The sequence below is a fragment of the Prevotella sp. Sow4_E9_plate genome (assembly GCF_052116205.1).
Lineage (GTDB): Bacteria > Bacteroidota > Bacteroidia > Bacteroidales > Bacteroidaceae > Prevotella.
This window is the reverse complement of record NZ_JBQKLN010000064.1, coordinates 1-15594: the sequence shown is the minus strand read 5'-3', so window position 1 is coordinate 15594 and position 15594 is coordinate 1. Positions and strand designations below refer to the sequence as shown.

At 35.7% G+C, this 15594-nt stretch carries 12 protein-coding genes and 1 pseudogene; all 13 read left to right on the top strand.

What is annotated here, in order from left to right:
• The first annotated feature begins 140 nt into the window (after positions 1-140).
• The 13 genes and pseudogenes from ACTQ53_RS16185 (at position 141) to ACTQ53_RS16125 (ending at position 15434) form a co-directional block, all read left to right on the top strand.
• On the top strand, positions 141-920 hold the full coding sequence (locus ACTQ53_RS16185) for a hypothetical protein (protein ID WP_441934225.1): 780 nt from the start codon (positions 141-143) through the stop codon (positions 918-920).
• A gap of 126 nt (positions 921-1046) precedes the next feature.
• Positions 1047-2474 carry a lipopolysaccharide biosynthesis protein gene (locus tag ACTQ53_RS16180; protein ID WP_441934223.1) on the top strand — a complete coding sequence of 476 codons (1428 nt, stop codon included), beginning with the start codon at positions 1047-1049 and terminating at the stop codon, positions 2472-2474.
• A gap of 6 nt (positions 2475-2480) precedes the next feature.
• Positions 2481-3476 carry a glycosyltransferase family 2 protein gene (locus tag ACTQ53_RS16175; protein ID WP_441934221.1) on the top strand — a complete coding sequence of 332 codons (996 nt, stop codon included), beginning with the start codon at positions 2481-2483 and terminating at the stop codon, positions 3474-3476.
• Positions 3473-5422 carry a hypothetical protein gene (locus ACTQ53_RS16170; RefSeq protein WP_441934219.1) on the top strand — a complete coding sequence of 650 codons (1950 nt, stop codon included), beginning with the start codon at positions 3473-3475 and terminating at the stop codon, positions 5420-5422. The genes ACTQ53_RS16175 and ACTQ53_RS16170 overlap by 4 nt, the downstream gene beginning before the upstream one ends.
• Before the next feature lie 6 nt (positions 5423-5428).
• A complete protein-coding gene (locus ACTQ53_RS16165) occupies positions 5429-6733 on the top strand; it encodes a hypothetical protein (protein ID WP_441934217.1) in 1305 nt (434 codons plus the stop codon).
• A complete protein-coding gene (locus ACTQ53_RS16160; protein ID WP_441934215.1) occupies positions 6734-7981 on the top strand; it encodes a glycosyltransferase family 4 protein in 1248 nt (415 codons plus the stop codon).
• Positions 7982-8011: 30 nt separating this feature from the next.
• Complete coding sequence (locus tag ACTQ53_RS16155; protein WP_441934213.1) at positions 8012-9121, top strand: glycosyltransferase WbsX family protein; 1110 nt, start codon at positions 8012-8014, stop codon at positions 9119-9121.
• A gap of 248 nt (positions 9122-9369) precedes the next feature.
• Positions 9370-9699 (top strand): annotated as a pseudogene (locus ACTQ53_RS16150) (mannose-1-phosphate guanylyltransferase); the annotation flags it as partial.
• 58 nt (positions 9700-9757) lie between these two features.
• Entirely contained in the window at positions 9758-11083 is a 1326-nt protein-coding gene (locus tag ACTQ53_RS16145; protein ID WP_441934227.1) for a UDP binding domain-containing protein, read from the top strand.
• Between the two features lie 30 nt (positions 11084-11113).
• Positions 11114-12229, top strand: a complete 1116-nt coding sequence (locus ACTQ53_RS16140; protein ID WP_441934211.1) for a glycosyltransferase — start codon at positions 11114-11116, stop codon at positions 12227-12229.
• A 37-nt stretch (positions 12230-12266) separates the two neighbouring features.
• The gene (locus tag ACTQ53_RS16135) at positions 12267-13382 is read left to right on the top strand and encodes a glycosyltransferase family 4 protein (protein WP_441934209.1); all 1116 of its coding nucleotides are present in this window, start codon (positions 12267-12269) and stop codon (positions 13380-13382) included.
• A 124-nt stretch (positions 13383-13506) separates the two neighbouring features.
• Positions 13507-14421, top strand: a complete 915-nt coding sequence (locus ACTQ53_RS16130) for a hypothetical protein (RefSeq protein ID WP_441934207.1) — start codon at positions 13507-13509, stop codon at positions 14419-14421.
• Positions 14422-14723: 302 nt separating this feature from the next.
• Entirely contained in the window at positions 14724-15434 is a 711-nt protein-coding gene (locus tag ACTQ53_RS16125) for a hypothetical protein (RefSeq protein WP_441934205.1), read from the top strand.
• Positions 15435-15594: the final 160 nt, after the last annotated feature.

Sequence of the window (15594 nt, the reverse complement as noted above, 5' to 3'; positions counted from 1 at the left end):
TTTACGGCAAAAATTAATGAGAGACCAAGAAAGAAATTGAATTTCTCAACACCAAAGGAGTGCTTTTATAAAAACATTTCGTAATTTTGCACTTGCTTGTTGAATTCGCGATAGAATCACATCGGACAGGTTTGTTAAATTTGATAAGATCTAATGCTCCAGACCAGTATGTCTTACTGTTTGATGCCGTACAATTTAATGGCTCGGGTATAGATTTATATTCTTATGCTTATCTCAAATATCTAGAAACAGAAAAAATAGAAATAGATAGCGATTTGATATGGGATTGGAACAGTTCTGTTTCTACTATCAATACAGGCTTTATTAGTACTGTCATTTATTCTCAATATTATGACGTTTATGATGTAATTAATGAATGGCATCATGCAAATGATGTATTAGTAGCATTTTTGAAAATGTATCAAGTATTGGAATATATGGGTTATAGAAGAAAGATGGTAGACATCGTGAAGGGATCAGATATAAAAAACTCCTTTTTGATGCATGTTAAGAGTCTGAATTCTTCTTTCAATGAAAGGACGGCACTTAGGGAGCTTTTTTTGCATGACATTGAATCTTTTAAAGACAAATTTACTAAGATAGATTCTAATGTCACAGCCTTTATCCGAAAGTATTGGTTACATGATGGTAAAAATCCTTATTTACAGGTTACCGATGCAACAACTCCTAAGGCTTCTATAAATCCCAAAATAGCCACTTTTATCTATGATGTGCGGTGTGCTATAGTCCATAACAAAGAAAGTGAGTTCCATATTACGTATAATAACATCGATAAATACAGATGTTTATTGCCGTTGATGAAAGAGATACTATCTCTTATGCCGGGGATTATCATGAGATGTTTAAACAAACACAATGCAGGTATATCATATAGTGTAAAAGAATTGAAACTATATTAATATGATAAGAAAATTATGTCAACTCAAGCGTCAGATAATAATAAACGTATAGCGAAGAATACGCTTCTTCTTTACTTCCGTATGCTCTTTATGATGGTGGTGTCGTTATATACGAGCCGAGTCATATTGAATACATTAGGAATTGTCGATTTTGGTATAAATAATGTTGTGGGAGGAGTTATAACCATGCTGGGATTCATGACAGGATCTCTTAGTTCTGCATCCTCCAGGTATATCACTTTTGATTTAGGAAAGGGTGATATGAGGGTTATGAAAAATACTTTTGGTAATATCAAGAGTATTCATTATATTTTAGCAGGTATTATATTACTTGTAGGTGAAACTATAGGTCTATGGTTTATGAGTAATAAGTTACAAATTCCTGTGGAAAGGGAAACCGCAGCTATGTGGGTCTATCAATTTTCTATATTGTCATCCATGCTCAGTGTATTGAGTGCTCCATACAATGCTGCTATTATTGCACATGAAAAAATGTCTGCATTTGCATATATTTCTATAATAGATGTTATTCTTAAATTATTGATAGTTTATGCATTGGTGGTTATTCCATATGACAAATTAATAGTATATGTATTACTATTCTTTTGTATTCAATTGTTTGACCGTATAGTGTATGGAGTTTATTGTTATCGTCATTTTGAGGAGACTCGTGTGAAACCTTCTTATAATTCTAAACTGTTTAAGGAGATTTTTGTTTATGCGGGATGGACGATGAATGGAAATTTAGCAGTAATAGGATTTACACAAGGCATTAATATCTTATTGAATATGTTTTTTGGTCCAGCTGTTAATGCTGCTCGCGGTATTGCTGTTCAGGTTCAGACCGTATGCCAAAATTTTTGTACGAACTTTCAAATGGCGGTAAATCCGCAACTCACTAAGAGCTATGCACAAGGTAATTTGGCTTATATGCACCAATTATTGGTAAAAAGTTCTAAGTTTTCTTTCTTTATTCTTTTTATGATTACTTTGCCTTTGATGTTTGAAGCAAAAACAGTTTTAACATTATGGCTTGGTGTCGTTCCGGAACATACGGTTAATTTTTTGAGACTAATATTAATAACAGGTATTCTATATACTTTGTCAAATCCAATTTGTACAGCAATACATGCTACAGGAAACATAAAAAGATTTCAAATAATTGAGGGAACTTTATTATTATTGATTGTCCCAATAGCTTATATATTACTTAAATTTTTTCACATAAGACCAGAATATGTCTTTTTGGTACATATTGTAGTCGAACTATTTACACAAATAGTACGATTAAAAATAGTGCTACCACAGATAGAGATGAAGCTAATGTTATATATAAAGACTGTAGTATTGCCAATTGGCTCAATAGTGTTATTGGCACCAGTCATACCATATTTTATAGGGAAATATATTAATGAAGGTTTAACATCTTTCTTTGTTATAAGTGCGGCTTGTGTTATTTCTACATCTATAATGATATTGTCTCTTGGATGTACAGCCTCAGAACGAGCATATATAATGTGTATTTTAAAGAAACGTATCTTTAATAAAAAATAATGATTTATGAATAAACCGTTATTAAGTGTGATTATTCCTGTTTATAATGCAGGTGATAAAATAAATAGATGTGTTGAATCTATTTTAAATCAGCCCTTCAAAGATTTTGAATTAATATTAGTTGATGATGGAAGTACTGATGATTCTCTTCTAAAATGCAATCAATTTGCCAATCAACATGAAAACATTAGATGCTTTCATAAAAGTAATGGTGGTCCTAGTTCTGCCAGAAATCTTGGTTTAGAAAAAGTAAATGGTGAATGGGTTTCTTTTATAGATTCAGATGACAGTATAGGCGAAGATTGGTATTCTCAATTTTTTAAATATGCTAATTATGACTTAATTATGCAGGGCTTTACTTTTTCAGATTGTGGGGGAGAACCTCATAGTTATTCTTATGAGTCGCATGATTATAAAAATAAAGATATAGTTAGATTTATACTTGATTTTATTGATAGTCCTGGGCTTCTTTTAAGAGGACCTGTTAATAAATTTTTTAGAAAAGACATAATTGAAATGGCTAATCTGAGATTTGATGAGCAGGTTTTATGCGGTGAGGATTACTTGTTTAATTTAGGATATATATATAATGCAAATTCAGTAAAAGTACTTCCTGTTTGTAGTTATATGTACGAAAGACAAGCATCTGGCTTAGCCTTAAGAAAGTATAAAGTTGGTGATCATATAGATTGGCAATTAAAAATAATGAAAGCTTTAGTGAAAAATGCTGAGCGTTTTGGGGATGAGGTCGATCTGAGATATTTTTATAAGAAATATGCCATAGAATTGACTGGTTATTTATTGAATATCTCCATAGAGGATTCTCTATATAAGGTTCAATTTAATAAAATAAGGTCTAGTATTATAGATTTTAGAAAGTATATTTTCTATTCGAAGTATGTAATAGCATATTTTTCTCCATTCCTAAGGAGAAAATGTTGGTCGCTTTATTTACATATACGTGAAATAAAAAGAAAAATATTTTTTAATCAAAGGTTATGACAACAGTAGAGCGTATACATTATTATAGTGATTATGATATGTCTATCCCGATGCACATTGAACGAATGGCTGATGTTGTGAGAAGCTACGAGGAAGGCAATCAACCCGATGGCATCAACGACTATTTGGAGATGTATCATATCGTGCAGTTCATAGAGCATGGGAAGTATCCGCAGGATTGGGACGAGAACAAGATTGCTGCAATCAAGCAATACAAAGGGAAAGTGGCTGCATATTTCTCTCACTTGCAATCAAACGACCTTCCAGTTATTTTTGGTGAGATAGAAAGAGGCTATGAATCGTCTGTTTGGCAAATTATCAATCAGTTCAAAATCAAGGGGCTTATAACAGAGAACGGATTACGTGAAATCTTGAAAGAAAAGAGCTGGCTCTTGAAAGATTTGTTGGGGCATCGTTGGATAGTGGAGCAAAATCAAATCTTATTGACTGCATTGCTTAAGGAAAATGATCATACTGCAGAATGGCTGCTTGAGCAATACGTTAAGGAAGACAGATTCAGTCAACATAGAGACTTGTATTTTCCGAAGTCTTTGACTGGCACAGATAAAGATACGATTATTCGCAATTATGTAAATTCCGATAAAGCTAATTTCAATTATGTGCATTTGGTACTTGTGGCAAAGCGTAGTTCAGAGTTTCCTCTTCACCCTCTAACAATCAAGGACGCAAGAAAGAAAGAACAGATATTGAATAAGGCTATTCTCGAATTGGGAAGCATACATCTGACAAGTTATGGCGTGGCTCTCACTGAAGAGAAGAATGCACCGGTAAAGGAAAGCAGAGTAGATGAAAAAGGTCGTACCATGTTCGTGTATAACAAAAATGTAATAGACGAATGCAAGGATGCTACTATTGTCTATTATTGTGGACAAGTATTTGAGTTTACAGAAGAATATGGTTTTATCTCCCTCATATCCAAAGATGCGGAGAAGAATACCATAGAGAAAGTGGTCGGTTTTCATGCTCGAAACACATACGATGTAGATATGGTGTTTCGTATGAGGGAAAACTTGTCACATTTACAATTGCTTGTCTTGGAACAGGCTTTGAAAGCAAATGACAGAGATTTAGAAGGCGTTGTCAAAGATTTCTATGAGAGTTTTCTGAAAGAAGAATATGGTTATGCTGGTCTGCCGCTGACTTTACCAAAAGAAAGTGATGAACAGATTTTAAAGATAAGGAGCCTTGCCATTGAGATGGATGCTGTATCTCATCAGTATGACTGCTATGTGGAATATGGATCAATTGATAAGGATATTGTTGAATTGACTCCTCCTCAAAAGCTTACCCAGACTAAAAGTTTGATAACCCGTCGATATTGTGTCTTGAATAAAGATAACAATGAAGTTTGGTATCTTTTTTATCTTCTGTTTGGAAGTCAGAGCATGCTCTTTTTCGTAGAGCCCTGCAAGGATGCGTATTTCAAGAATTATTATGAGCTTTTGGTAAGTGGTATTGATGTGAGATATGATGACTATGAGAACTATCAGAAGCCTTATATAGACAGTTTGTTGGATAAAGGCTATCTCACAAAGGGGGAAGACGGAGTGTTGCGATGCCAGAAAATGCAAGAGATAGAAGTCTTAAAACATCTATATGAGTATAGAGCATGTTCTTATTGGGGATATCCAAAGAAAGAACGTGAGCTTCTTGATGATATGGTTTCCAAAGGGTGGATAGAGTTTGATGCCCATCTTCTGTCCCCCGCAGAAAGAGATTATTTCAGTTATTACTTGAACAACGAGAAGTTTACGAATGGTCCTGCCATCCGCAACAACTATGCGCACGGCACAACTCCTTCTTATTCTGAAGAGAAGCATTTGCATAACTATTTGCAGCTTTTCGTGTTGTTTATTTTGTTATTATTAAAAATCTCCGAAGACCTTGATATGAAGAGGTATTTGGGGAAATATGAATTAGAATAAACTTATATGCAAATTATATCATTAATTCAAGGACTTTGGGTAGCTTTGATTATCCTTATGTTCTTCGTAAAATTGCGTACGGGTATCTGCCTTTATGTGGCATATATGATACTTGTGCCCTATATGAATATAAACGTGGGTATTAATTTACAATGGAATATGGTGAATGTTCTGTTATTGGTTGCTTTTTTCTTGTCTTACAAAAAAGGAAATAAAGTTCCATTGAGTTTCAAGCCATATACGCCATTCTTATTTTTGTTTATAGCCCAGTTGATGGAGATGCCTTTCCAGGAAGGTGTTCCTTTTGATTATGCTTTTAATGACTTTCGTTTGCAGTTGATGACATATTTGATTTTACCATTTGTCATTTGGAATTATTCTGCGAAAGATCCAAAACTTGGGGAACAATTAAAGAAAACGGTAGTCATTAGTATTTGTATAGCCTTTGGTTATGGTTTGTTTTTGACAACAACAAATGGTCAAAATCCTTATCAAATGGTGCTTATGGCTGCCAATGGTGAAGTTTGGAATGAGTCGTATGCCGAAGTTGGTGGCGGTCGAATGTTTGGACGAATATCATCTGTCTTTGGGCATCCTATGACGTATGGCTTGTTCTTAGGTATGGCCTTTATCTATATTTATACCATAAGAGATTATTTTAAAAAGTATATATGGGTGATTATGCTGTTGGGTATTATTGCTGCAATTTTCCTTTGTGGTATTCGTAGTCCTATTGGCGCATTCTTTGCAACAGTTTTAGTGTTTCTGTTGCTTAATCATAAAGTAAAGCTAATGGTTCAAGTAGCTATTGTAGGTTGCTTGGTTTATGCAGTCATATCTACAGTTCCTGAATTAAATAGCTATGTTGAATCTATTTTTTCAGATAAGAAATCTGATGTTTCTGGCTCATCTTGGGAATTGAGATTAATGCAGTTGGAAGGTTGCTTAGCTGAAATACGTAATAATCCGTTGTTTGGAAAAGGATATGCATGGGTAGGTTGGTATAAAACTAATTTTGGTGACCATCCAGTTATTCTTGCTTTTGAGAGTCTTGTATATGTTATACTTTGTAATAGCGGTTTTATAGGAATTATTATTTGGGGCATTTTCTTGATAAAATTATTCAAAAATACCGCAAAGATTTCTAAGAAAAAAGAGATTGTTATTTTAGCCATCACGCTTACCGCATATTATTTAGCTTATTCTGTTATTACTGGTGAGTATGGCTATATGAAATATCTCATATTATTTTATACATTTATCTTATTGGAAGATAAATCAGTTAACAAGAACGAAATTTCAAATAAATAAATGAAAGTACTTTGGTTTGAAATATCTACTCCTTCACGGTATCGTAATACAGGTCAAGTGACTTTAGGATGGCAGGATGCCTTGGAGAATATAGTTGCGACTTGTAAAGACATAGAACTTTACATAGCCTTTGAAAGTCAAGTGCCTGCTGATGTGAAGGTTATTGATGGTGTCACTTATATTCCGATGATTACCCAATATTCATTTTGGGAACGTAAAATGGGGCAACATACTTGGAGTATTAACGAGCGAAAGGTAATAGAACAAGGAAGAAAGGTAATTGAGCAATACAATCCAGATATAATTCATGTATTTGGAAATGAGTGGCCTTTTGGTTTGTTAACTCAATACACAGAGATTCCGTTAGTTGTTCATATCCAGGGTAGTATTATTCCTTATGATAATGCGCTTTATCCTCCTAAATATAATGGTTATACTATGGTAAAGGCTGCTGGCCTGAACTTTCGTAAAGATTGGCATCGTTTTATGGTATTTAATAAGGATAAATCGCGTCTTGAGATGGAACGTCGAATTTGGAAAACTGTTCACCATTTTATGGGTAGAACATGTTGGGATAAGGCTTTGGTTAATATGCTAACTAAAGGCGCAACATATCATCATGTAGAAGAGGCTTTGCGGCCTGAATTTCTTCATTCCAAGAAATTATGGAATGTTCCGTCTGCTAATGCAAAAATAAGATTGCTAACTACAGGGTGTTCCTCTTTTTGGAAAGGAGTTGATGTGATGCTTAAGACAGCTCATGTATTGAAAGAGGCTGGAGTTGATTTCGAATGGCATGTAGCCGGCAGCTTGGGTGAGGAACTAAAACAAATAGTAGAGTCTAAAGAGAAGTTGAAGTATGCAGAGAACAACATCCTGTTTTTGGGATTCTGTACTCCAGAGAGATTAATTGATGAAATGTGTCAATCTACCATGTATGTTCATACTGCATATATAGAGAATAGTCCAAATTCTATTTGTGAAGCGCAGATGATTGGTATGCCTATCATATCAACGATGGTAGGAGGTATCGCAACATTGGTTCGTAATGGTATTGAAGGCGATTTGCTTCCTGCTAATGATCCATGGCAGATAGCCAATGCTATTGTGGAATTGGCAAAAGATAAGGATAGAATGAAATCTTATTCAGAGCATTCTCGTCAGCATGCATTAGAGAGACATAATCCTGATAGCATCCTTATACAGTTGTTGATGTGCTATAAAGACATAGTAAATAGTAAACAATAAAGAAAAATAACAAAATATATTGATATCAATATGAAACCAAGAATTTTAGCATTTTATCTTCCCCAGTTTCATCCTTTCAAAGAAAATGATGAATGGTGGGGAAAGGGCTTTACTGAATGGACAAATGTAGGCAAGGCTAAGCCTTTGTTTAAGGGACATAATCAGCCTCGAGTTCCTACAGAATTGGGTTATTACGACCTTCGTTTGCCTATCGTTCGTGAACAGCAGGCGCAGCTGGCAAGGGAGGCAGGTGTGGAAGGCTTCTGCTATTGGCATTATTGGTTCGGTAATGGCAAGAGATTGATTGCAGATATTTTTGATGAAGTATTGGAGTCGGGTAAACCTGATTTTCCATTCTGCTTAGGTTGGGCTAACCACAGCTGGTATGCAAAGAACTGGAATAGTGATGGTACTTCTACCAATAAGTTGCTGATGGAACAAACTTATCCAGGCATGGAAGATGAGATGATGCATTTTGCTTTCTTGTTAAAGGCGTTTAAGGATAAAAGATATATCAAGGTGAATGGAGCTCCTCTTCTTTACATCTTTGCTCCTAAGGATGTTCCACAAGAGTATTTGGATAATTTCCGTAAATGGACGAAAGAAGCTGGATTCCCAGATTTGTATTTGGTGGCAAATATTGTACATCCTAGCATAACGAAAGAATCGTTGCTTGCTATGGGTTATAATGCAGTTAGTTATCAGCGTCTAGGTGGAATTACTAGCAATGCGCTTCAAAAAATGGGACGCGCTGGCCGTGGTATTCAACGTGTTTTGCAAAATGTGAGAGGTTTTATAACTCATCGTCCTCCATTTATGACAGATTATAAGAAGTATCTTCCATTTTTGGTAACAGAGGAGGACAAGTCTAGAGACGTTATTCCTTGCATTATTCCTCAGTGGGATCATACGCCAAGAAGTGGATGGAACGGAACTTTCTTCGTCAATGTGAAGCCTGAGTATTTCTATGAAAATGCCAAGCATGCTTTAGAAGCTGTAAAAAATAAGCCTGAGCAAGAACAGTTAATTTTCTTGAAGTCATGGAATGAATGGGGGGAAGGAAACATGATGGAGCCTGATTTAACTTATGGTCGTGGCTTTATAGACGCCTTGCGTAAAGCTGTGGATGAAGAAAAGTAAAGATTGCTCGGTATGACAACTGAATGATTCTTGATTTTATCCTTATTTGCTAGATTTTTTAATAATATGAGCAACGATATTCAGGTAATAATTATGGCCGGTGGCATTGGCAGCCGCTTCTGACCAATGTCAACCCCCGATTACCCAAAGCAATTCATAGATGTGATGGGAGTCGGACGTTCCCTCATTCAATTGAAAGTAGATAGATTGAAGCCAATCTGTCCTGTCAAAAACATGTTGGTAGTGGCAAACTCTTCCCAACTTGCGAGAAGATCAGCATCGACTATGCTATAATGGAGAAATCAAAAGATATCATTACACTGCCTGCCGAGTTCGGCTGGAGCGACTTAGGCAGCTGGGGCAGCCTTCGTACCTTGCTCCCACAAGATGAGGCTGGCAATGCCAAGGTAGGCAAAGACATTCGATTGTATGAATGCAAGAACTGCGTGGTCCATGCTGCCGATGAAAACAAGGTGGTAGTTCAAGGCTTGGATGGCTATATCGTAGCCGAGAAGAATGGACAGCTGCTTGTTTGTTCTTTGAAGGAGGAACAGAGGATTAAGGAGTTTGGAAAGTAATTTAATCAAATATTTAATAATAAGAACCATAAGAACATAAAAAACATATTTATTCATGATGAATGATTTTAAAGATATAAAAGTAGCAGTAGCTGGAACAGGCTACGTAGGTCTGAGTATAGCAACCCTGTTATCTCAGCACCATCATGTAACAGCAGTAGATGTAATCCCAGAGAAGGTGGAGAAACTCAACAATAAGATTTCTCCAATCCAGGACGATTACATCGAAAAGTATTTGGCAGAAAAGCCATTGAACCTCGTGGCAACCCTTGATGGCAAGTCAGCCTATAAGGATGCAGACTTCGTAGTGATTGCAGCACCAACCAACTACGACCCAGTGAAGAACTACTTCGATACAACCCATGTAGAAGAAGTCATCGACCTGGTTCTGGAGGTAAACCCAGATGCAGTGATGGTCATTAAGAGTACCATCCCGGTAGGTTACACCCGCAACCTCTATTTGAAGTATGCCAAGAAGGGCGTGAAGAAGTTCAATCTTCTCTTCTCTCCAGAGTTCCTTCGTGAGAGCAAGGCACTCTATGATAACCTTTACCCAAGTCGCATTATCGTAGGCTATCCAAAGATTATTGAGCGCCCTGAGTTCGCTGAAGAGAACGAGGCAATCAAGTCAGTAACCGATGTCGGGATGTTGAAGGAAGCAGCCAAGACCTTCGCCGCTTTGCTCCAGGAAGGTGCCATCAAGGAAAACATCGATACCCTCTTCATGGGTATGAAGGAAGCTGAGGCTGTCAAGCTCTTTGCCAATACCTATCTGGCACTCCGAGTAAGCTACTTCAATGAGTTGGATACATACGCAGAGGTAAAGGGACTCGATACCAAGGCAATCATCGATGGCGTAGGTCTTGACCCACGAATCGGTACCCATTACAACAACCCAAGCTTCGGCTATGGTGGCTATTGCTTGCCAAAGGATACCAAGCAGCTCCTGGCAAACTATGCAGATGTTCCAGAGAACCTGATAGAGGCTATCGTAGAGAGCAACCGTACCCGTAAGGACTATATCGCTGATGCCGTACTCCAGAAGGCAGGCTATTACAGCTATGCCGATGCCAACAGCTATGATGCCAGCAAGGAGCACAACTGTGTGATTGGTGTCTATCGCCTGACCATGAAGTCAAACAGCGATAACTTCCGCCAGAGTGCCATCCAGGGCATCATGAAGCGTATCAAGGCAAAGGGTGCCGAGGTAGTCATCTATGAGCCAACCTTGGAAGAGGGCAGCACCTTCTTTGGTAGCCGAGTAGAGAATAACCTCGAAGCCTTCAAGGCACAGAGCCATGCCATCATTGCCAACCGCTACGATGCTTGCCTGGATGATGTAAAGGATAAGGTATATACACGCGATATCTTCCGTAGGGATTAATGCAGTATATAAAAGACGTTTTTATCACTCATGAAGAAAAAAGTATTATTTGTTGCAACTGAATTTGCTTCAGGAATGATTCCATATGCTTCAACCATTATAAATGCGTTGGCTGATGATTCTAGATTTGAAGTCTCATGTTTATGTGTTAATTCAGGAAATAAATCTTATAAAAGACACATCAGTTCTAATGTGAATGCTACTTTTGTGGAATATCCTACATTTAAAACATTGAAGTTGTTGTATAAATTCTATCCTGTTCGTGTTTTTCGTAAGATGATGGACTTGATAGAAACAGAGTCTCCTGATGTTATTCACTTTTTAACTGGTGATTTTTCTTTAGCTCTATCATTGATGATAAGTGTCAAGAACAAGAGTAAGATGTTTTATACAGTCCATGATTTAACTCCTCATGAAACGGTAAAACAATCGTTCGTAAAAAGTTGTTTTAGAAATTATTATTTGTGGGGCAATAAGCAAATGAGAGTGATGATTAATAACATCACAACTTCATCTAAAAGGCAGGTGGATATGCTAAAGGAAATGTATCCTCAAAAGAGTATATATTTTGCTCCTTTCCCAACATTGATTACAAAGGATATAGAAAATGGTCAACAGCAAGTTCCTGAATTAAAAGGACATGCTCCTTACTTACTTTATTTTGGAAATATCAATAAGTATAAAGGGGTGGATTTGTTAGTAAAGGCTTATGAAGAATCAAAATTGAGTGATAAGGTAAAATTGGTAATTGCTGGAAAGGGCGGAATGTATGACCATATAATGGGACCAAATATTATTCGCTTGAATAGGTTTATTGATGACGAAGAAGTTGGCTGTCTTTTTAAGAATGCTCGTTTTGTGATTTATCCTTATCGTTCTGCCACTATGTCTGGCGTCTTATCATTAGCCTTTTATTTTAAGAAGAAGGTCTTGCTGTCGGACATACCTTTCTTTAAACAATATAACAATACACTATGTACTTATTTTAAAGCAAAAGATGTTAATGATTTGGCGGAAAAAATGCTTGATGTTTATGATAAAACTCAAAATATAGATAATTCTGGTAATAACAGCTATTATTCATTCTATTCGCTTGATAGTCTGAGAAATTCTTATTATAATATTTATAATGGTAAAGAACTATAATAGCTTGGTCTTTAGGTAAGTTTTAGTGTAACATAATATGAAACATATAGTAATATTTAGAACTTCTGGTTCTTTCTTAGATTTTAATACCTATAATTGTCAAGAATTAGGTTTAGCCAAAGCTCTTGTCAAGAAAGGGTATAAGTTGTCCTTGATATTGGGAGGTCCCACAAAAAAGCATATCATTTATGATGTTGAGGATAGGCATATTGATATTTACTATCTCACTTATAGTTCTATCAAACAGTCGATATGTGTTTTTCATGGTTGGAAAAAGTTATTGGATGAATTAAAGCCAGATGTTCTTCAAGTCCATGATCTGGGTATGTCTATGACATATATGGTTTCGAAATGGGCTAGAAAAAGAAACATTCGTTGTGTTTTAATTCAGGGTACTTATAACACAACTCTCAAACCTGGCTTAAAGCAGCTAGAGTGTTTGTTTAATAGAACATTTGGCAAGGCTGTCATTAAAAACGTTAATGCTATTGGTGCCAAAACCAAAGCTGCAGCTGCTTATGTACAGAAGTACTATAATAAGGAAGTTAGTATCACGCCTGTTGGATTAGATGAAAGCAAATTCGTAGGATGTTCTACTCAAAGTGATTTCAGAAAACGCTATGGACTAGAGAATCAGGTGATTTTGCTCTATGTCGGAGTTATGGAACAAAGAAGAAATCCTTTGTTTTTGTTGGATTTGATGAAGGAGATGCCTGGTAATTTTTCTTTGGTTTTGGTTGGTGAAGGTCCGTTGTTTGCTCAAGTAAAGGATAAAGTGAAGAAGGATTCCATTCATAATGTCGTTATTCTCGGAAAAAGAAAACAAGAGGAACTTCCTGCTATTTATGCAGCATCTGATTTATTCCTTTTAGCTTCTAGCTATGAAATCTTTGGTATGGTCATTATGGAATCCATGTATTTTGGTACACCTGTGATTTCAACTTCTACTGCTGGCGCAGAAACGTTAATAGATGAAAGTACTGGTAAGGTTATAGATGGCTTGGAGGTTAATGCTTGGAAGAAATCAATTCTTCAAATAGCAGAAGATCAGAAGTTGTTAAGTGAAATGAAGAAACGATGTCAGTACTATATCGCAAATAATCTTATTTGGGACAAAGCTTCTGGTAATTTTGAAAAATTGTATTTCGCATAGTAACGTTGCTTTTGGTTTTATCTAGTTTTAGTAAGCACAGAAGATTTTGTTATATCGATAGAGTTAATTTTGATGATAGATTGTCATTAGAAAAAATGGTAAAAGTAAACAGAAAGATTAAGCTATGGATTTTGATTCTAATAGTAAAACTCTTCGACCTATATATGATAAACTCGATTCTCTTATAAATAAAAGATATGGTCTGTCTAATGTTTTTAAAGATATAATATTTCGAGATTGTGACCAGTTTGACAGAGATTATAGAGGGGTTCCTTGTTGGGTTAGAGATGCTGGAAATTCTGCTGAATGTGGATGGACAAAGGAAGAGTTTGAAACATTCGTGATGAATTATTATAAATATGACGAAATAGTGCATAGATGGTTGTATTATTATGATTGCGATATGTTGGTCTGTGCTCTATGTGACCGCTTTAAGATGATTGCATCTATGTTGAGGGTGTTTTATAACCATTTTCCTAGTGAGTCTCCCTGCAAAATGGAAGACTTTAAACGTGTAACTGTTACTGTTAGTCCTCAGAATACGATATGTTTTGCCTGTGTTAACAGCATATTCCTTTACCTTGCTTCTTCATTTGATATACTGTCTAAGATTTACGTAGAATTGCGTGATCATGAAAAATTGGACTTCTCCAAATATCCCAAAATGGTTTCACGGAATGTTCTGAAAGGAAGTATAGGAAAAACCAATTCTGATATAGCTGGTACTATATTTGAAAAACCATCGTGTGTTAATACTGTATCAAGTATTAGAGATAGACTCGTGCATGATGGTTCTTTTGATTTTTTGCAAATGGTTTATGACTGTTATGATGGACCAAATGGGCATTCTGAGGCTGCAATTTTGTTTCCTGATATGGAGAATGGTTTATTTATTACATCAAAAAACAGAAAAAACTTTTATAGTCAATCAAAAAGATTAAATTTACTTCTGCCAAAACTACTCACAGAGGTGCTTGATGTAATGGAAACTACAATAAATAAACTTTCAATAATTGGTAAAAAAGAAAATGAACGATAAATTACTTTTAGGCCTTAGTTCAGAGAAGTATTGAATGATATCTTGGCATCATGTCTTGTACTTACCATATTAAGATTCGTTGTTGATATCAAGGGCTTGTTTAGAGTGTCAGGTATGCTTCATTTAGAAAGATTCATTCACAATAATGATATGCTCTACGTAGCAACTTGTATCACAACTTTGATTGAGGCTATATGCTTTTAGCATGTGGTGAAGTACTATGTGTTTACAAGTATCGGGAATAAATATTTTAAGAGGCACTAATGAAAAACCTTTTCTTTTATATAATAATTAGTACAACTATGAATACGGATAATATTAATAATTTTGTAGATGTAACTTTCACTAAAGTAGAATCTACTAAACTAAAGCCTCTAACATCAATAAAAGGATGGGTGGAACAAGTGAAGGCTTTGGTTAATTTGGTTCCTATCTTTGGTGGTGCTTTAGCGCAGGAAATTCAAATCATGCAAAATTTCAAGGAAAGTGAATTCTTTCGTAAGTATACTGCGTACATCTTAGGTGTGGCGGATTTACCAATACAGGAACGTAAGATTTTTGCCGAAGAGATTGCCCAAAAAGCAAGAGATTCTGCAGGTTATTTGATAACAGGAATGGTTAATAGACTTGATAATATCAACAAGGAAGTAATACTTGCCAATCTTACTAGGTCTAGAATTGATGATAAGATTTCTATAGAAAATTTCTTCAGATTGGCTTCTGTATTGGAACGTATTCCGTACGTAGACTTGGTAAAGCTGCCTTCATATCAAACTCCTTATTATGATGAGGATGGCGATACTGAATTACTAAATTCTACTGGCGTACTAAGACCAGTTAAGTTGTCTGAAGATGGTGATACATATATACTCTCACCTCTAGGTGTAAAGTTATTACAGTATGGGCTAATGACCAATGTAAAGAAAGTAAATGTCAAGGGTACATCTGTAGATTTGAGCTGGAATGATATAAGCGATGATTCTGAAGTGTATATGAAAAAAGCATTAGAGTAAAGTTTGTTTTATATAAAAATATGCAACGATTAATTTCTTTTGATATAGCGTAAGCATCCAACCCCTATTTTGGCGGTTTGAACAATAAGTGCTACCTTTGCGCCATGTTAAACATTAAATGTTATAAGTATGGCAATAAGTAGTAAAGATCTTGAGAGCC

Bases quoted from the DNA above. Each gene is read 5' to 3' on its own strand.
- ACTQ53_RS16175 (WP_441934221.1), top strand. From the start codon at position 2,481: ATGAATAAACCGTTATTAAGTGTGATTATTCCTGTTTATAATGCAGGT.
- ACTQ53_RS16170 (WP_441934219.1), top strand. From the start codon at position 3,473: ATGACAACAGTAGAGCGTATACATTATTATAGTGATTATGATATGTCT.
- ACTQ53_RS16165 (WP_441934217.1), top strand. From the start codon at position 5,429: ATGCAAATTATATCATTAATTCAAGGACTTTGGGTAGCTTTGATTATC.
- ACTQ53_RS16160 (WP_441934215.1), top strand. From the start codon at position 6,734: ATGAAAGTACTTTGGTTTGAAATATCTACTCCTTCACGGTATCGTAAT.
- ACTQ53_RS16155 (WP_441934213.1), top strand. From the start codon at position 8,012: ATGAAACCAAGAATTTTAGCATTTTATCTTCCCCAGTTTCATCCTTTC.
- ACTQ53_RS16145 (WP_441934227.1), top strand. From the start codon at position 9,758: ATGAATGATTTTAAAGATATAAAAGTAGCAGTAGCTGGAACAGGCTAC.
- ACTQ53_RS16140 (WP_441934211.1), top strand. From the start codon at position 11,114: ATGAAGAAAAAAGTATTATTTGTTGCAACTGAATTTGCTTCAGGAATG.
- ACTQ53_RS16135 (WP_441934209.1), top strand. From the start codon at position 12,267: ATGAAACATATAGTAATATTTAGAACTTCTGGTTCTTTCTTAGATTTT.
- ACTQ53_RS16130 (WP_441934207.1), top strand. From the start codon at position 13,507: ATGGATTTTGATTCTAATAGTAAAACTCTTCGACCTATATATGATAAA.
- ACTQ53_RS16125 (WP_441934205.1), top strand. From the start codon at position 14,724: ATGAATACGGATAATATTAATAATTTTGTAGATGTAACTTTCACTAAA.